Below are 17352 nucleotides of genomic sequence, written 5' to 3'. Positions count from 1 at the left end.
GATTCGCATCTCGAAAGCCGTATCTTTCCCGGCATAAATCCCTTGGGAAAAGCGGCTTTCGCCGGTTGCCCTCGCGACGCACCGCGGCCATTGTCCAGCCGCATGAGGCGCCTCGCGCGACTCGCCCGGATAGCGACACTGCCTTCCATGGTATTGTCCCGGCAGGGGGATTCGCGCCTGCCAACAGAGATGCGTGCTTATGAAAATCACCCGCCTGCGCCTTCACGGCTTCAAGTCCTTCGTTGAAGCCACCGACTTCGTCATCGAGCCCGGCCTGACCGGCGTGGTCGGACCCAACGGCTGCGGCAAGTCGAATCTCGTCGAGGCGCTGCGCTGGGCGATGGGCGAAACCTCGTACAAATCGCTGCGTGCCGCCGACATGGATGCGGTGATCTTCGCCGGCTCCGGCAACCGTCCCGCGCGCAACCACGCCGAAGTGACGATGACGATCGACAACGCCGATCGCACCGCGCCGGCGGCGATGAACGACAGCCAGTTGCTCGAAATCTCCCGCCGCATCGAGCGCGAGGCAGGCTCCGTCTATCGCATCAACGGCCGCGACGTGCGCGCGCGCGACGTGCAGATCCTGTTTGCCGACGCCGCCACCGGCGCGCGCTCGCCCGCCCTCGTCCACCAGGGGAAGATCGGCGAGATCATCCAGGCCAAGCCCGAGCAGCGCCGCCGCGTGCTGGAAGACGCCGCCGGCGTCGCCGGACTTCACGCCCGCCGCCACGAAGCCGAGCTGCGGCTGAAGGCGGCCGAGACCAACCTCACCCGCGTCGAGGACGTGATCGGCCAGCTCGGCGGCCAGATGGAAGGCCTGAAGAAGCAGGCGCGCCAGGCCGTGCGCTACCGCGAGGTCGCGGCCAAGGTCCGCAAGGCGGAAGCCACGTTGTTCCATCTGCGCTGGATCGGCGCGCATGCCGACGTCAGCGAATCCGGCCACACCCATGATCTCGCCGTCCGCGAGATGGCCGAGCGCACCCAGCACCAGGCCGAGGCTGCCCGCATCCAGGCGATCCGCGCCGCCGAAATGCCGGCGCTGCGCGATGCCGAAGCGCGCGCCGCCGCAGGGCTCCAGCGCCTGACCAATGCCCGCGAGCTGCTCGACCGCGAGGAAGAGCGCGCCAAGGAGCGCGTCGCCGAGCTCGAGCGCCGCCTCGCCCAGTTCGAGGGCGACATCTCCCGTGCTCAGCAACAAACCATGGACGCCGACGTCGCGTTGCAGCGGCTCGACAGCGAAGATTCCGAGCTGAAGGAAGAGATCAAGTCGCGCGTTGAAAAGCGCTCCGGCGTCGATGAGCGCGTCGGCGAAGCCGAGGCGGTGCTGACCGAAACCGAGCAGCAGTTCGCCGAACTCACCACCGCGCTCGCCGACCTCACCGCCAAGCGCAACCAGCTCGAAGCCAACGTCCGCACCCACCGCGACAAGCTCGCCCGGCTCGACCAGGAGATTTCGAACGTCGCCGCGGAAGAGCAGAAGCTCACTGAGGCGACCGGCGGCTTCGGCGACCTCGACGAGCTGACCGCGACGGTCGAGAATGCCGAGCAGACGCTGGCCGCCTCGGAAGCTGCCGCACAGGCCAGCGAAGCCGCCCATGTCGCCGCCCGCCAGACGCTGGAATCCTCGCGTTCGCCGCTGGTCGAAGCCGACAAGCGCGTGCAGCGGCTCGATACCGAAGCGCGCACGATCTCCAAGATCGTCAACGGCGAGACCAAGAACCTGTGGCCGCCGATCATCGACGGCATCACCGTCGACAAGGGTTTTGAAAAGGCGATCGGCGCAGCGCTTGGCGACGATCTTGACGCGCCGGTCGATCCCTCGGCGCCGATGCGCTGGACCAACGCCGGCATCACCGACGGCGATCCGGAGCTACCCGAGGGCGCCGTGCCGCTCGCCAACCACGTTCAGGCGCCCGCCGAGCTGACGCGCCGCCTCGCCCAGATCGGCGTGGTGCCGCGTGAGCGCGGGGCCGAGCTGGTCTCGCAGCTCAAGACCGGCCAGCGGCTGGTCTCGCCCGAAGGCGACGTCTGGCGCTGGGACGGCTTTGTGGCGGCCGCTCACGCGCCGACCGGCGCCGCACGCCGCCTCGCCGAGCGCGCCCGTCTGGTCGACATCGAGAACGAGCTTGAGCAGGCCCGCATCGACGCGCAGATCAAGCGTCAGGCGTTGGAGAACGCGGAGGCCGAGCTTCAAATGGCGGCCAGCACCGAAGGTGCCAGCCGCGAAGCCTGGCGCGCCGCGCAGCGCGAGCTGAACGTCGCGCGCGAGCGCCATGCCACCGCCGAGCGCGAGATCAGCCGCCATGCCGCCCGCAAGGCGACGCTGTCGGAAGCGCACAGCCGCCTCGCCGCCGACCGCGCTGAAGCCGAAGCCGCGTATGAATACGCCGAGGCCGGCATCGGCGAGCTGCCGTCGAGCGAAGACACCGAGACCCGTCTCGCCGCCGTCCGCAGCGACATCGAAGGCCATCGCCGCATGGCCGCCCAGGTTCGCGCCGAGGCGCAGGCGCTGGCGCGCGAAGCCGAGCTCGCCGACCGCCGCGTGCAGGCGATCCTCGCCGAGCGCACCGAATGGGCGAGCCGCAAGGAGAGCGCAGCTTCCCACATCGACACCATCCAGACCCGCATCACCGAGGTCTCGATCGAGCGCAGCGATCTCGAAAATGCGCCCGCCGTGTTTGCCGAGAAGCGCAGCGCGCTGATCACCGAGATCGAATATGCCGAGAACGACCGCCGCATGGCCGCCGACGCCCTCGCGACCGCGGAGACCGCGATGGCCGAGACCGACCGCGTCGCCAAGCTGACGCTCGAGGCGCTCTCCAGCTCGCGCGAAGCCACTGCGCGTGCCGAGGAGCGCATGGAAGGTTCACGGCGCCGGCTCGACGACATCGAGCGCGAGATCCGCGACATGCTCGAGGTCGAGCCGCAGGCCGTTGCCGGCCTCGCCGAGCTCGAGCCCGGCGCGGAGCTGCCGCCGCTGCACGACATCGAGGAAGACCTCGAAAAGATGCGCCGCGACCGCGAGCGCCTCGGCGCCGTCAATCTGCGCGCCGAGGAGGAGCTGCGCGAAGTCGAAACCCAGCACACCGGTCTCGTCACCGAGCGCGACGATCTCGTCGAAGCCATCAAGCGGCTGCGCCAGGGCATCCAGAGCCTCAACAAGGAAGCGCGCGAGCGGCTGCTGACCTCGTTCGAGGTCGTCAACAACCACTTCAAGCGCCTGTTCGTCGAGCTGTTCGGCGGCGGCGAGGCCGCGCTGCATTTGATCGAGAGCGACGATCCGCTGGAAGCCGGCCTCGAAATCATCGCAAAACCGCCGGGCAAGAAGCCGCAGACGCTGTCGCTGCTGTCGGGCGGTGAGCAGGCGCTGACCGCGATGGCGCTGATCTTCGCGGTGTTCTTGACCAACCCCTCACCGATCTGCGTGCTGGACGAAGTCGACGCACCGCTCGACGACCACAACGTCGAACGGTACTGCAACCTGCTGCACGAAATGACCGGCTCGACCGACACGCGCTTCATCATCATCACGCACAATCCGATCACGATGGCGCGGATGAACCGCTTGTACGGCGTCACCATGGCCGAGCGCGGCGTCTCGCAGCTGGTGTCGGTCAGCCTGTCCGAGGCGGTGGACATCCTCGACCAGAACGTGGCGTGAGACGGCTGGCCCGGGAATGACGGTGGGCGGACATGATCTCGCCCACCCTCCCCGCTGAACTCAAGGCCGCGCTCGACGGCAAGCTGCAAGGCTTCTCCCGCACCGACGCGGCACAGCGATCGCAAAAAATCTCGACCACGTACCGCGCGGGGGGCGGCTCCGGCACGATCAAGTCGGACGCCGACGCGCTCGCCTACGCGCTCGCGCGCATGCCGGCGACCTACGCGGCCGTGGCCGCGAGCCTGAATGCGCTGACCGAGATCGCACCGGATCTCGCCCCGGAAACATTGCTCGACGTCGGCGCAGGTCCGGGCACCGCGAGCTGGGCGGCGGCCGAAGCGTTTCCGTCGCTGCAGGATTTCACCCTGCTCGATGCCAACGCCACGCTGAGCCGGCTCGCGCTCGACCTCGCGCGCGGCAGCACGCGGCTGGCGGAGTGCCGCTATCTGCCGGGCGATGCCGGCGGCAACCTCGCCGAGGTCGCGCAAGCCGATCTCGTCGTGGCGAGCTACATTATCGGCGAGCTCAGTGAGGCCGACCAACGCAAGTTCACGGAGGCGATGTGGGCGAAAGCGCGCCACGCGCTGGTCGTGATCGAGCCCGGCACGCCCGCCGGTTACGCCCGCATCCTCGCGCTGCGCCAGCAGTTGATCGCGGCTGGCGCCCATGTCGCCGCACCCTGCCCACACGAAAAGCCCTGCCCGCTCACCGCCCCCGACTGGTGCCATTTCAACCAGCGCCTGCCGCGCTCACAGGCGCATCGCCAGATCAAGGGCGCCGAGGTGCCGTTCGAGGACGAACGCTTCATCTACGTCGCGCTGACCCGCACGCTGCCGGACAGCCGTGCCGCACGCGTGCTGGCACCGCCGGATGTCGGCAAGGCGGAGATCACGGCAAAGCTCTGCACGGAGAGTGGGGTCGCGCTGACGAAAGTCGCCCGGCGCGACAAAGTCGCTTATGCAGATGCCCGTCGCTGGCGATGGGGCGACACGACAAACTAGATCAATTATCAAAGATTGAAGCTGGCACGAGCTACAACTCACGCCGATATCCCGCTATCATCAGCCGATTTTTGTCAGAATGCTGTGATGGTCCCGTTTCATCCAACCGTCCGCGACGGAAAACTCACATACGTTTCGTCCAGGCCTGGATTGGGCGCGGCCATCTTCGGGATCATCATCGCCGTTGGCTTCGTGGTCATTTTCGCGAATGGCGTGACTGGAACGGTCGCTACACCCGGAGGCACCGCCGGAGGCGTCGTCGTCCTCGTCATCGTGACATTCATTTTCCTCCTGACCGTCATGCGACGCTGGATCGTGGAGTTCGATCTGACCGGTCAAAAGCTGACGATTTCGCAAAGTCTGCTTGGGCGCCCGAACACGATCGTTTTCGATTGTCCGCTAGACGAATGCACCCGGGTTGGAATGATGGAATACCGCAACGACGACGGCGTCAGTTACGGGGCCTATGTCGAATTGAAGCAAGGCGGCAAATATTCCATTCCCATGCCAAACGGGACGTTTCGCGATGTCAGTCTGGCCGTATCGCATCTGGTGCATGCCACCGGCATCCCCAGGTTCGACACCGTGGCGTAGCCAGTGCTGGCGGTCATTGCCGAAAGTTAACCACCGTTCACCGCTTTCACCTTGAACTCGGATGGCTCCCGGTCCGACCAAATCCTACCTCCCCTCTGCGCCGGGCTCTCGCTCCGCGCCAATTTGGTCTAGGCTGGCCCCGTCTTCTTCCCCCATCAGGAGTTCTCCATGTCGACCGGCTGGATCGTTCTCGGCGTCATCGTCGTCCTCGTGTTCCTGGCGTTCAGCGCCTACAACCGCCTGGTGGCGCTGGGTCAGCGCGTCGGCCAGGCCTTTGCCGACATCGATGTGCAGCTCAAGCAGCGCCACGATCTGATCCCGAACCTGGTCGAGACCGTGAAGGGCTATGCCTCGCATGAGCGCGGCACGCTCGACGACGTCATCAAGGCGCGCAATTCGGCGATGTCGGCGCAGGGCCCCTCACAAGTGTCCGCGGCCGAGAACCAGCTCTCCGGCGCACTCGGCCGGCTGATCGCGCTGTCCGAGGCCTATCCCGACCTCAAGGCCAACGCCAATTTCCAACAGCTCGCATCCGAGCTCTCCGACCTCGAGAACAAGATCGCGGCGAGCCGCCGCTTCTTCAACAACGCGGTCCAGGAATACAACACCGGCATCCAACAGATGCCCGCCGCATTGTTCGCCGGCATGTTCGGCTTCACCAAGAAGGATTTCTTCGATCTCGGCGCCAGCCGCACCGAGGTCGAAGCCACGCCTCAGGTGAAGTTCTGATGTGAGCCGATAGGCCGGCAGGGCATCGCGTCATGGCCGCGTATGGTCTCTACACGCACATCGCCTCGAACAAGTTTCGTTCGATGCTGTTGCTCGCCGGCCTGTTCGCGCTGGTCTATGTGCTGGTCTATGCCGGCGCGCTGGTCGCCGAAGTTCTGATCGACAGCAACCGGACCGTCGCCTTCTACCTCAGCCACGCCCTCTCCGATCTGAAGGTCGCAGCCCCCGTTGCAACGGTCGTGGCGGCGGTCTGGGTCGTGATCGCCTATTTCTTCCACCAGTCGATGATCGATGCCGTGACCGGCGGCCACGACGTCACTCGGCAGGAACAGCCGCGGCTCTACAATCTGCTCGAAAACCTCTGCATCTCGCGCGGCATCACGATGCCGAAGCTGAAGATCATGGAGAGCCCGGCGCTGAACGCGTTCGCGACCGGGCTCAATCCACGGCAATATTCGATCACCGTCACCACGGGTCTTCTCGACGCGCTTGATGACAAGGAGATCGAGGCGGTGCTGGGCCACGAGCTGACCCACATCAAGAACGGCGACGTGCAGCTGATGGTGGTCGCCGTCATCATCGCCGGCGTGGTCGGCTTCTTCGGCGAATTGTTCTTCCGCCTGTTCACGAATTTCAGCTGGAGCTCCGGTGGCGGCTCGTGGTCGTCAGGCTCCTCCTCGTCCTCGCGCTCCTCCTCGTCATCGAGCGACAGCAAGAGTTCCGGCGGCGGCGCGGTGATCGTCATCATCATCGCGGTCGTGCTGATCGTCGTGGCCTGGCTGCTGTCGCAGGTGGTGAAGCTGGCGCTGTCGCGGTCGCGCGAATATCTCGCCGACGCCGGCTCGGTCGAGCTGACGAAAGACCCCGACGCCATGATTTCGGCGCTGCGCAAGATCGAGAACCGCGGCGAGCTGCCGGGCGCGACCTCGGCGGTGATGGAGCTTTGCGTCGACAATCCGCGCGAGGGCTTTGCCGATCTGTTCGCGACCCATCCCTCGGTGCAGTCCCGGGTCGACGCACTGGTCAAGTTCGCCGGCGGCCACGATCCCGGCCCGCTGCCGCCGCCGGGCTATGAGGCGGACGAGCCTGAGACGCAGGCTGAACAGCAGAACGCTCCGCCGCCGCTGCGCCAGGGACCTTGGGATGATGCAGGCGGCTCAGTCCGTCCGCCGCCCGTGCCTGCACCCAGCCCCGCCGGAACCGCAGCAGGCAACCCAATCAATCCGATGGGTCCCTGGGGCCGCCATTGACGACGCGATTTGCCGCCATGCGCGGCGGGTTTCGCAGCGTGTGGGAAAAACCCCGGGAATTGCCGCAACCGGGTGCCAGAGATTTGAATTCTCCCTTGTTTCTGCCATGTTCGCGCCCAACAGCAGACTTGGGACATCCTTGGGACATCGATTTGGGGCCCGGCCGATTGCGATCTCGCGATCGGGGGCGCGTTAGGGGACAGCAATGGCAAAGCCGGCAGTGGTTGTGGTGGGCGCAGACAAGGGCGGGGTCGGCAAGACCACGGTGTCGCGCACCCTGCTCGATTATTTCTCCGCCAACAACGTGCCGACGCGCGCCTTCGATACGGAGTCGCCGCGCGGAACCCTGAAGCGTTTCCACCCTGACATCACCGAAATCGTCGACATGACGACGACGGCCGACCAGATGAAGATTTTCGACACGCTCAACGCGACGAGCCCGTCGGTCACCGTGATCGACGTTCGCGCCGGCCTGCTCTCGCCGGCACTGGCTTCGCTGCGCGACATCGGCTTCCTCGATGCCGCCAAGGCCGGCCAGATCACCTTCGCGGTGTTCCACATCCTGGGCCCCTCGATCGCCTCGCTGGACGAAATTGCCGAGACCGCGGGCTTCATGGGCGGCGCGAAATATTTCCTGGTGAAGAACTTCATCAACGACACCCAGTTCTTCCAGTGGGACCAGGCGACCTACCAATCGTATTTCAACCGCATCAAGGATGCGACCGAGCTGACCATCCCGAAGCTCAACGAAATGGCCTATGAGCAGGTCGAGGTGTCGTCCGTCCCGTTCCTGAAATTCGTCGCCAACAAGGGCATCAACGACGAGGCCGCGAACTATTCGTTCGTGCTGCGCGGTTATGTCCGGCACTGGCTGGCCAACGTCTGGAGCGAGTTCGACCGGATCCGGCTGACCGACATCGTCGGCTCCAAATCCGCCACGCGCAGCGAAAAATAGTTGCACAAGCCGGGCGGATACGGCTGGATTGAGCGGCGCGTTCGCTCAGATAATAGTTCGTAATGTCCGCCACGCCCCTCTACATCATCTGCTCGCCCCGCCCGCAGGTCGGCAAGACCCTGCTGGCGCGGCTTTTGAGTGAATTTTTGCTGCTCAAGAACGGCAACGTGACGGCCTTCGACGTCAATCTGAAGGAGCCGTCGCTGCTCGACTATCTCCCGAAGATCACAGAAACCGCCGACGTGATCGACACCTACGGCAAGATGCAGCTGATGGACCGCGTCATCGTCGATGACGGCCTCGCCAAGGTGATCGACCTCGGCTTCCACGCCTTCGACGAGTTCTTCAAGATGACCGGCGAGATCGGCCTGCTGAAGGAAGCGGCGCGCCGGCATGTCGCGCCACAGATCCTGTTCGTTGCCGACACCGACCGCGTCTCGGCCCGCGCGCATGAGATGCTGCGGGATCAGATCCCGCGGATGAACCTGATCACGGTGGACAACGAGCACGTCATCCGCGGCGAACTGCCGGCTGCGATGGCCGCGGGCCGGCTGTTCCGCCTGCCCGCGCTGCCCGGCTTCCTGAAGACCTATGTCGACCGGCTGAACTTCTCCTTCACCGGCTATCTGCGCCAGGAGAAGGACGCCTCGACCGAGTTGCACCAGTGGACCCGGCGCAATTACCTCGCCTTCCGGGAGCTCGAGCTCAGCCTGATCCTGCAACGGTCCTGAATATTTTACCCGGATAATATTTACGCCGGGCGCCGCTGCCGCTACTGAGCTTGCGTAGCAGCATTCTCAGCAAGGCCCTCACCGTGACCGTCGACCGGAAAGCAGCGATCGCTGCCTACAAGGAACGCAAGACCATTGCGGGCATCTACGTCGTCCGCTGTGCGGCCTCAGGCGAGGCCTGGGTCGGACAAGCGCCGAACCTCGCGACGATCCAGAACCGCATCTGGTGCTCGCTGCGCCAGGGCAATCATATGTGTCGCAGCCTCCAGGCCGCGTGGACCATGCACGGCGAAGCCGGCCTGGCCTTTGCGAATGCGAGCGTCTGGAGGATGAAGAAAGCGCCTATGTCAGGAACGCGCTCCTGAAGGAGCGCATGCTGCATTGGCAGGCCGAGCTGAAGGCCGAGGCGATCTGACTCTCTCTCAATGCCCGTCGAACGTCATCAGCGTGCGCACCGGCACATCCATGGCGCGCAGCTTGGCGGCGCCGCCGAGCTCCGGCAGATCGATAATGAAGCAGGCCGCGACGACGTTGGCGCCGATCTGGCGCAGCAGCTTGACCGCGCCTTCCGCGGTACCGCCGGTGGCGATGAGATCGTCGACCAGGATGACGCGCTCGCCCGGCTGGATCGCGTCCACATGCATCTCCATCTCGTCGATGCCGTATTCGAGCGAGTAGGCGATCCGCACGGTGGTGTGCGGCAGCTTGCCTTTCTTGCGGATCGGCACGAAGCCGGCCGAGAGCTGATGCGCCACCGCACCGCCGATGATGAAGCCGCGCGCTTCCATGCCGGCGACCTTGTCGATCTTGTTGCCGGCCCAGGGATTGACGAGCTCGTCGACTGCGCGGCGGAACGCGCGCGCGTCCGCGAGCAAGGTGGTGATGTCGCGGAAAATGATCCCTGGCTTGGGATAGTCGACAATGGCGCGGACGCTCGCTTTCAGATCGTGGTCAAAGGTCATGGTTATCTCGCTCTGGCTTTTTCACCGTCATTGCGAGCGAAGCGAAGCAATCCAGATCTTCTCCGCGGCAACAGTCTGGATTGCTTCGTCGCTTCGCTTCTCGCAATGACGGCCCTTACTCAATCCGCCCCGGCATCGAGCCGGAACGCGTTTTCTACAATACGCAGCCCCACCTCGTTGCTGAGCGACATCAGCGATTCCGGGTGGAATTGCACGCCGGCGACCGGCAGGGTCTTGTGCTCCAGCGCCATCGCGACGCCGTCCTCGGTGCTGGCGGTGACGGACAACACCTCCGGCATGCTGTCGCGCTCGACGAAGAGCGAGTGATAGCGGCCGATGACGATCTCGTTCGGCAGATTGCGCATCAGCCGACCGCCACGCACCTGGACCCGCGAGGGCCGGCCGTGGGCCGGATGCGTCAGTTGCCCGAGCTCGCCGCCGAAATATTCGCCGATCGCCTGCACGCCGAGGCAGACACCGAACACCGGCAGCTTCTTCTCCAGCGCCGCATCAATGGTCTTCTTGATCCCGAAGTCTTCGGGACGTCCCGGACCGGGCGACAGCACCAGCAAATCCCACCGCTTTTTCTTGAGCATGTCGAGCGCATGCACATGGCGGACCACAGTGACGTCGGAGCCGACCTGGCGGAAATAATCGGCGAGCATGTGCACGAAGCTGTCGTCATGGTCGATCAGCAGCACCTGCTTGCCCGAACCGGTCGCATCGGGCGCGAAGGTCGACAGCGGCTTCGGCGGATCGCCCCGGAGCGCCTGGAACAGCGCAGCGGCCTTGACCTGGCACTCGCGGTCTTCGGCGGCGGGATCGGAGTCAAACAAGCAGGTGGCGCCGACGCGCACTTCGGCGAGACCGTCCTTCATGCGGATGGTGCGGATGGTGAGACCGGTGTTGATGCTGCCGTCGAAATTCACCGCGCCGATCGCGCCGGCATACCAGCGTCGCGGCGAGCGCTCGTGATCCTCGACGAACTGCATCGCCCACAGCTTCGGCGCACCCGTGACGGTGACGGCCCAGGCATGGGTGAGGAAGGCGTCGAGCGCGTCGAATCCGGGGCGCAGCATGCCCTCGACATGGTCGACGGTGTGGAACAGCTTTGAGTAGGTCTCGATCTGGCGGCGCGCCAGCACCTTGATCGTGCCGGGGACGCAGACGCGCGCCTTGTCGTTGCGGTCGACGTCGGTGCACATGTTGAGCTCGAACTCGTCCTTCTCCGAGTTCAGGAGCTGGCGGATCTGCTCGGCATCGCCGATCGCATCGCTGCCGCGCGCGATGGTGCCCGAGATCGGGCAGGTCTCGACGCGGCGGCCGTCCGAGCGCACGAACATTTCGGGCGAAGCAGAGACGAGGAATTCGCCCTCGCCGAGATTCATCAACGCGCCGTAGGGCGACGGGTTGATGACGCAGAGGCGCTGGAAGACTTCAGCCGGCGAGCGATCGCAGGGCTCGGCGAAGAGTTGGCCCGGCACGGCTTCAAAGAGATCACCGCGGGCGAAGGCCGCGCGCGCAGTCTCGACGGTCGCCTGATATTCGCCGGGCGCGTGATCGGCAAAGCCCTGGCGCGGTGTCTTCTGGTACGGGCTCTCCGCCGTTTCATGCGGCAGGCCTGCGGTGGACTTGCCTTTCCAGGTGAAATCGTAAGTCAGCACCACGCCGCGGCCGGTGGCGCGGTCATAGGCGAGCAGGCGATCGGGCATGTAGAGCACGATGTCGCGCTGATCGCTTTCACGCGCGCGCTTCTGCACGAGATCCTCGATCTGGAACACGAGGTCATAGGCGAAGGCGCCGAACAGGCCGAGCAGCCCGTCGTCATTGGCGGAGAAGGCAGCCACGATGGCGCGCACCAGCGACATCACGCTGGCGCGCCGCGTGCGCTGGTCTTCCTCGACCGGCGCATCGCCGCGAATGATGTGGCCGGCAAGCCGCGTGGCGCTCTTCTCGGAGATCACGACGCAGGGCTCGCGCAGGACGTCGGCGAGGAAGGCGATCAGCACCTGGCCGCGACCGTTCAGCGCCTCCAGCTTGAAATTGACGCCCGTGGTTTCGAGCTTGAGCGGCGGATCGGAGAACCCGAGGTCAAAGCTCTCGTAGCGGCCGGGCACCGTCGTACCCGAGGACAGCACCACGCCGTGGCGGCGGTCGAGCAGGTTGATGAGATCGTCGAGCCGGTTGGCGCCGCCGGTGAACTGCTCCGCCACGCGCGTGATCGCGAGACCTGCGCGGGTCACGTAATCGCTTCGGGCCGGGAGGGCAAAGACTGTCCTGTTCATGTGGTCCTCTTACGAAACTTGCCGAGGGAACGCCACACAGGACAAACAAGAAGGCCGCCGCACTGTGCAGGCGACCTCAGACGATTTTGGGAGAATAAATCGCACCGGCCACCTCTTAGGAGGTGCGCCACCAAAGACGGGCTGGGCGGACGGCGGTGCTCATGGGGCGGATACTCACCATGGCAAAAGGGCGGCGTCAAGGGTGGCCCTGATGCCGTAGCCCGGATGGAGCGCAGCGCAATCCGGGATTCGTGCCAGGGCGAGATAGCCCCGGATTACGCTGCGCTCCATCCGGGCTACCGGTGATCAGCCAAGATGCTTCCGGAAAAACTCTGTCGCCCTTCCCCAGGCGAGCTCGGCGGCTTCGCGGTCGTGCACGGCCTGGCGCTGTTCGTTGACGAAGGCGTGTTCGGCGTCATAGCGGAACAGCTCGAGCGACTTGCCGGCGGCCTTCATGGCCTTTTCGAAGCCGTTGACCAGCTCGGCCGTGCACCAATCGTCCTTGTTGGCGAAGTGGGCCTGGAGCGGAATCTTGACGTCGGCGGGCTTGGCGGCCTGCTCGGGCGGGATGCCGTAGAACACGACGCCGGCCGCGAGCTCCGGCACATGCACCGAGCCGATGATGGTGACGGCGCCGCCGAGGCAGAAGCCGGTCAGACCGACCTTGGCGCCGTTACGCGACAGATATTGCGTGGCGCCGCGCACGGTCTGCGTGGTGGCGTCCATGAAGTCGAGCGAGTTCATCTCTTTGCCGGCGGCTTCCGTGTCGTGATACGGCACCACCTTGCCCTTGTAGAGATCGGGCGCGAGCGCGTCGAAACCGGCCAGCGCAAAGCGGTCGCAGAGGCCCTTGATCTGGTCCGACAGGCCCCACCATTCCTGGATCACGACCACGCCCGGCGCGTTGCCGCGCGCGGCGTTGGCGAGATAGCCCGAGGCGTCCTTGCCGTCCGGGCGCTTGAAGGTGATGGCGGTTCCCATGATGTCCTCCGATGAGTTCTGGGGGAGCGGTTGGCGGTATTTTGGCGGCTGCGCGCGCGATAGGCAACCGCGCCAGACAACACACGCGCGTGTCCAACAAAAAAGCCCCCTTGCGGGGGCTTGTTCGTATCGTGCCGCGCCTTGCTCAGTGCGAGCTGGCCCAGACCTTCTTCTTGGTGAAGTACATCAGGCCGGCGAAGATGATCAGGAAGATGAACACCTGGAAACCGAGGCGCTTGCGCGCTTCCATGTGCGGCTCCGCGGTCCACATCAGGAACGTGGTGACGTCCTTTGAATATTGCGCGACCGTGGCCGGCGCGCCGTCGTCATAAGTCACCTGGCCGTCGCTGAGCGGCTTCGGCATCTTGATGGCGTGCCCCGGGAAGTACTTGTTGTAGTACGAGCCCTCCGGGATGGTCACACCCTCCGGCGCCTTGTCCTCGAAGCCCTGGAGCACCGCCGTGACGTAGTCCGGGCCCTGCTCCTGGTACTGGGTGAAGAAGTCGAAGATGAAGTTCGGGAAACCGCGGCCGTAGGAACGCGCCTTGGTGATCAGCGACAAATCGGGCGGCGCCGCACCGCCGTTTGCGGCACGCGCGGCCTGCTCGTTCGCGAATGGCGAGGGGAAATAGTCGGCCGGCCGGCCGGGCCGCTCGAACATGTCGCCCGCATCGTTCGGACCGTCCTTGACCTTGTAGTCCGAGGCGAACGCCGCAGCCTGTGCCACGGAATAGCCGGGGCCGCCGGCCTCCGCGAGGTTGCGGAACGCGACGTAGGACAGGCCGTGGCAGCTGGCGCAGACTTCCTTGTAGACCTTGAGGCCGCGCTGGAGCGCGCCGCGGTCATACTTGCCGAAAGGGCCCGAGAACGACCATTTGTTGCCCGGCGGCTTGTCGCTGCCTTCGGAGGCGCGTGCGTCCCCGAGGCTGCCGAGGAACAGCGCGCCGGCGGCGACGAGCGCGACCATGACGGAGGCCACGGCCTTGCCGCCCTTGGCCAGGATCGCCTCCGAGATCGAGTTCGGCACCGGCCGCGGCGTCTCGATGCGCGAGAGCAGCGGCAGCACGATCAGGAAGTAGGCGAAGTAGCAGAACGTCAGGATGCGGCCGGCAATCACGTAGATGCCTTCCGGCGGCTGCGCACCGAGATAGCCGAGCAGGATGCAAACCGCGACGAAGATCCAGAAGAACTGCTTGGCCAGCGGACGGTACTTCGACGAGCGCGTCCTCGCTGCATCCAGCCAGGGCAGGAAGCACAGGATGATGATCGCCGAGAACATCCCGATGACGCCTGCGAGCTTGTTCGGGATCGAACGCAGGATCGCGTAGAACGGCAGGTAATACCATTCCGGCACGATGTGCGGCGGCGTCACGCCCGGGTTCGCCGGAATGTAGTTGTCGGCGTCGCCGAGATAGTTCGGCATGTAGAAGATGAACCAGGCGTAGAGCAGCAGGAAGCAGGCGACGCCGAAACCGTCCTTGATGGTCGCATGCGGCGTGAACGGAACCGTGTCCTTTTCCGTCTTCGGCTCGACGCCGTCAGGGTTGTTCTGGCCGGCCACATGCAGCGCCCAGACGTGGAGCACGACCACGCCCGCGATCACGAACGGCAGCAGATAGTGCAGCGAGAAGAAGCGGTTCAGCGTCGGATTGCCGACCGAATAGCCGCCCCACAGCAGCGTCACGATGCTCTCGCCGACATAGGGAATGGCGGAGAACAGATTGGTGATGACGGTGGCGCCCCAGAAGCTCATCTGGCCCCACGGCAGCACGTAACCCATGAAGCCCGTCGCCATCATCAGCAGGTAGATGATGACGCCGAGGATCCAGAGCACCTCGCGCGGCTCCTTGTAGGAGCCGTAATAGAGGCCGCGCAGCATGTGGATATAGACCGCGAAGAAGAACATCGACGCGCCGCAGGCGTGCATGTTGCGCAGCAGCCAGCCGTAATTGACGTCACGGACGAGCAGCTCGACCGACTTGAAAGCGAGATCGGCATGCGGCGTGTAGTGCATCGCCAGGATCACGCCGGTCAGGATCTGCATCCCCAGCATGAAGGAGAGGATGGCGCCGAAGGTCCACCAATAGTTCAGATTGCGCGGGGTGGGATAGACGACGAAGGAGGAATGGACGAGACCGAGGATCGGCAGACGTCGCTCGATCCATTGCAGGGCCGGATTGCTCGGCTGGTAGTCGGATGGTCCGCTCATGATGCGATCCTGAGGAAATAAAACGACGAGACGACGCGAGGCTTCGGACGCAGGTCCGAAGCTCAGCCGATCTGGATTTTGGTGTCGGACACGAACTGGTACGGCGGCACCGGCAGGTTCGCGGGCGCGGGCCCCTGGCGGATGCGGCCGGACGAATCGTACTGCGAACCATGGCAGGGGCAGAAGAACCCGTCGTAATTGCCTTCATGGGCGATCGGGATGCAGCCGAGATGGGTGCAGATGCCGATGACGACCAGCCACTGCTCGTGGCCGGACTTGACCCGGGCCTCGTCGGTCTGCGGATCGGGCAGGCTCGCCACGTTGACGGCACGCGCCTCGTCGATCTGCTTCTTGGTGCGGTGGCTGATGTAGATCGGCTTGCCGCGCCAGAACACCTTGATGTCCTGCCCCTCGGCGACCGGGCTGAGATCGACCTCGATCGGCGCACCTGCCGCGATGGTCGACGCATCAGGATTCATTTGAGAGATGAAGGGCCAGAGCGCAGCTGCGCCCCCTACTGCAGCAGCGGCCCCCGTTGCAACGAATAAGAAATCACGGCGTGTCGGATGGTCCGCCGAAGACGCTGTCGTCACGATTCCAACCCTTTCTTCTTATGCTGCCGGCGGAACCGCTCCAGAGGCCCCCAAGGTCCCCGGAACGATCTGCCGGCGCCCGCGGCCCCCCGCGGCGGCAGAACTTCACTTGTCCCCGCCAAAACAAGGCGAAAACAGCAGTCCAGAATCATTCTATTGGCACCCTTGCCGGGCGAGCGCAAGCTCGCTAACGGCGTGGGGGCGTGCAATGCACGAATTCCGCGGCCAGCGATGTTTTATTGAGACATTTCCGGCCCGCACCGCCCCGGCAGAGCCCATGCAGATCGCGCTTTTCCAACCCGACATCGCCCAGAACACCGGCACGATTCTCAGGCTCTGCGCCTGCCTGGGCATCGCCGCCCATATCATCGAACCGGCGGGCTTCCCGGTCTCCGACCGCCTGTTCCGCCGGGCGGGAATGGATTACCTCGACCATGTCAGCCTGACCCGCCACGATTCCTGGTCGAGATTCGAGGACTGGCGCGCAGGCCAGGGCACCCGGCTGCTGCTGTTCACGACCAAGGCAGCCACCGACTACCGCGATTTTCATTACCAGACGTCGGACATCCTGCTATTCGGGCGCGAGAGCGCCGGGGTCACCGACGCGGTGGTCGAGGCCGCGGATGCGCGGCTGGTGATCCCGATCAATCCGGGGCTGCGGTCGCTCAATGTCGCCATGACCGCGGCGATGGCCGCAGGCGAGGCCCTGCGGCAACTCCGGAACCCGCAAGTTTGATATGTTGAGGAGAGAACGTTGAGTTACGCGGTCAAGGAAATCTTCCTGACCCTGCAAGGCGAAGGCGCCCATGCCGGGCGCGCGTCCGTGTTCTGTCGTTTTGCCGGCTGCAACCTCTGGAGCGGCCGCGAGGCCGACCGCGACAATGCGACCTGCAAATTCTGCGACACGGATTTCGTCGGCACCGACGGCACGCTCGGCGGCCGCTATGCCTCGGCTGCGGAACTCGCCGATACCATCGCCGCGCAATGGACCGCCTCCAACGACAACCGCTACGCGGTGCTGACCGGCGGCGAGCCGCTGCTCCAGGTCGACGCCGCGCTGATCGACGCGCTCCATGCGCGCGGCTTCGAGATCGGCGTCGAGACCAACGGCACGGTTGAAGCGCCTGACGGCCTCGACTGGATCTGCGTCAGCCCCAAGGGCGGCAGCGAGCTGGTCCTGCGCCGCGGCCACGAGTTGAAGCTAGTCTATCCGCAAACCCTAGCCGCTCCCGAGACGTTCGAGGACCTCGCCTTCGAACGCTTCTCGCTCCAGCCGATGGACGGACCCGAGGTCATCCAGAACACCGCACGTGCGATCGACTACTGCCTGCGCCATCCGCAATGGCGGCTGAGCGTGCAGACGCATAAGTCGCTCGGCATCAGATAGGATTGGTTTTC

The 17352-nt window shown here is 65.2% G+C and carries 14 protein-coding genes and 1 pseudogene; 10 read left to right on the top strand and 5 right to left on the bottom strand.

Annotated features, from left to right (window positions below):
• Nucleotides 1-199 precede the first annotated feature (199 nt).
• The 8 genes and pseudogenes from AB7532_RS08235 to AB7532_RS08200 all read left to right on the top strand — a co-directional run bounded on the left by AB7532_RS08235 (nucleotide 200) and on the right by AB7532_RS08200 (nucleotide 9339).
• A complete protein-coding gene (locus tag AB7532_RS08235) occupies nucleotides 200-3664 on the top strand; it encodes a chromosome segregation SMC family protein (protein ID WP_441234302.1) in 3465 nt (1154 codons plus the stop codon).
• 32 nt (nucleotides 3665-3696) lie between these two features.
• Nucleotides 3697-4665, top strand: coding sequence for a small ribosomal subunit Rsm22 family protein (locus AB7532_RS08230; protein ID WP_441234301.1), 969 nt, complete (start codon nucleotides 3697-3699; stop codon nucleotides 4663-4665).
• Nucleotides 4666-4815: 150 nt separating this feature from the next.
• On the top strand, nucleotides 4816-5259 hold the full coding sequence (locus tag AB7532_RS08225; RefSeq protein ID WP_441234300.1) for a hypothetical protein: 444 nt from the start codon (nucleotides 4816-4818) through the stop codon (nucleotides 5257-5259).
• A gap of 168 nt (nucleotides 5260-5427) precedes the next feature.
• Nucleotides 5428-5988, top strand: a complete 561-nt coding sequence (locus AB7532_RS08220; RefSeq protein WP_441234299.1) for a LemA family protein — start codon at nucleotides 5428-5430, stop codon at nucleotides 5986-5988.
• A gap of 32 nt (nucleotides 5989-6020) precedes the next feature.
• Nucleotides 6021-7238 (top strand): M48 family metallopeptidase, encoded by a 1218-nt coding sequence (locus tag AB7532_RS08215; RefSeq protein ID WP_441234298.1) that lies wholly within the window; start codon nucleotides 6021-6023, stop codon nucleotides 7236-7238.
• A gap of 205 nt (nucleotides 7239-7443) precedes the next feature.
• A complete protein-coding gene (locus AB7532_RS08210; protein ID WP_441234297.1) occupies nucleotides 7444-8193 on the top strand; it encodes a hypothetical protein in 750 nt (249 codons plus the stop codon).
• A gap of 62 nt (nucleotides 8194-8255) precedes the next feature.
• Nucleotides 8256-8924, top strand: coding sequence for a hypothetical protein (locus AB7532_RS08205; protein WP_441234296.1), 669 nt, complete (start codon nucleotides 8256-8258; stop codon nucleotides 8922-8924).
• Nucleotides 8925-9007: 83 nt separating this feature from the next.
• A pseudogene (locus AB7532_RS08200) lies at nucleotides 9008-9339 on the top strand (GIY-YIG nuclease family protein).
• Nucleotides 9340-9346: 7 nt separating this feature from the next.
• Here AB7532_RS08200 and AB7532_RS08195 read toward each other — a convergent pair.
• The 5 genes from AB7532_RS08195 to petA form a co-directional block, all read right to left on the bottom strand.
• Entirely contained in the window at nucleotides 9347-9886 is a 540-nt protein-coding gene (locus tag AB7532_RS08195) for an adenine phosphoribosyltransferase (RefSeq protein WP_441234295.1), read from the bottom strand.
• Between the two features lie 119 nt (nucleotides 9887-10005).
• Nucleotides 10006-12171: an anthranilate synthase component I gene (locus tag AB7532_RS08190; RefSeq protein WP_441234294.1), complete on the bottom strand. Its 2166-nt coding sequence runs from the start codon at nucleotides 12169-12171 to the stop codon at nucleotides 10006-10008.
• Between the two features lie 306 nt (nucleotides 12172-12477).
• Nucleotides 12478-13152: a dienelactone hydrolase family protein gene (locus AB7532_RS08185; protein ID WP_441234293.1), complete on the bottom strand. Its 675-nt coding sequence runs from the start codon at nucleotides 13150-13152 to the stop codon at nucleotides 12478-12480.
• A 145-nt stretch (nucleotides 13153-13297) separates the two neighbouring features.
• Nucleotides 13298-15361: a cytochrome b/c1 gene (gene fbcH, locus AB7532_RS08180; RefSeq protein WP_441234292.1), complete on the bottom strand. Its 2064-nt coding sequence runs from the start codon at nucleotides 15359-15361 to the stop codon at nucleotides 13298-13300.
• 62 nt (nucleotides 15362-15423) lie between these two features.
• Nucleotides 15424-15954, bottom strand: a complete 531-nt coding sequence (gene petA, locus AB7532_RS08175) for a ubiquinol-cytochrome c reductase iron-sulfur subunit (RefSeq protein ID WP_128924114.1) — start codon at nucleotides 15952-15954, stop codon at nucleotides 15424-15426.
• A gap of 277 nt (nucleotides 15955-16231) precedes the next feature.
• On the opposite strand from petA, the gene AB7532_RS08170 reads away from it, so the two are divergent.
• Nucleotides 16232-16690 (top strand): tRNA (cytidine(34)-2'-O)-methyltransferase, encoded by a 459-nt coding sequence (locus AB7532_RS08170; RefSeq protein WP_441234291.1) that lies wholly within the window; start codon nucleotides 16232-16234, stop codon nucleotides 16688-16690.
• Nucleotides 16691-16708: 18 nt separating this feature from the next.
• Nucleotides 16709-17341: a 7-carboxy-7-deazaguanine synthase gene (gene queE / locus AB7532_RS08165; RefSeq protein WP_441234290.1), complete on the top strand. Its 633-nt coding sequence runs from the start codon at nucleotides 16709-16711 to the stop codon at nucleotides 17339-17341.
• Nucleotides 17342-17352: the final 11 nt, after the last annotated feature.

Origin of the sequence: Bradyrhizobium sp. 930_D9_N1_4, assembly GCF_052076015.1 — a bacterium.
Lineage (GTDB): Bacteria > Pseudomonadota > Alphaproteobacteria > Rhizobiales > Xanthobacteraceae > Bradyrhizobium.
Note: the sequence above shows the minus strand (reverse complement) of the source record. Positions and strands in the feature narration are given on the sequence as shown.

Bases quoted from the DNA above. Each gene is read 5' to 3' on its own strand.
- AB7532_RS08185 (WP_441234293.1), bottom strand. From the start codon at position 13,152: ATGGGAACCGCCATCACCTTCAAGCGCCCGGACGGCAAGGACGCCTCG.
- AB7532_RS08195 (WP_441234295.1), bottom strand. From the start codon at position 9,886: ATGACCTTTGACCACGATCTGAAAGCGAGCGTCCGCGCCATTGTCGAC.
- AB7532_RS08235 (WP_441234302.1), top strand. From the start codon at position 200: ATGAAAATCACCCGCCTGCGCCTTCACGGCTTCAAGTCCTTCGTTGAA.
- AB7532_RS08170 (WP_441234291.1), top strand. From the start codon at position 16,232: ATGCAGATCGCGCTTTTCCAACCCGACATCGCCCAGAACACCGGCACG.
- AB7532_RS08190 (WP_441234294.1), bottom strand. From the start codon at position 12,171: ATGAACAGGACAGTCTTTGCCCTCCCGGCCCGAAGCGATTACGTGACC.
- AB7532_RS08230 (WP_441234301.1), top strand. From the start codon at position 3,697: ATGATCTCGCCCACCCTCCCCGCTGAACTCAAGGCCGCGCTCGACGGC.
- fbcH (WP_441234292.1), bottom strand. From the start codon at position 15,361: ATGAGCGGACCATCCGACTACCAGCCGAGCAATCCGGCCCTGCAATGG.
- AB7532_RS08220 (WP_441234299.1), top strand. From the start codon at position 5,428: ATGTCGACCGGCTGGATCGTTCTCGGCGTCATCGTCGTCCTCGTGTTC.
- AB7532_RS08205 (WP_441234296.1), top strand. From the start codon at position 8,256: ATGTCCGCCACGCCCCTCTACATCATCTGCTCGCCCCGCCCGCAGGTC.
- AB7532_RS08215 (WP_441234298.1), top strand. From the start codon at position 6,021: ATGGCCGCGTATGGTCTCTACACGCACATCGCCTCGAACAAGTTTCGT.
- AB7532_RS08210 (WP_441234297.1), top strand. From the start codon at position 7,444: ATGGCAAAGCCGGCAGTGGTTGTGGTGGGCGCAGACAAGGGCGGGGTC.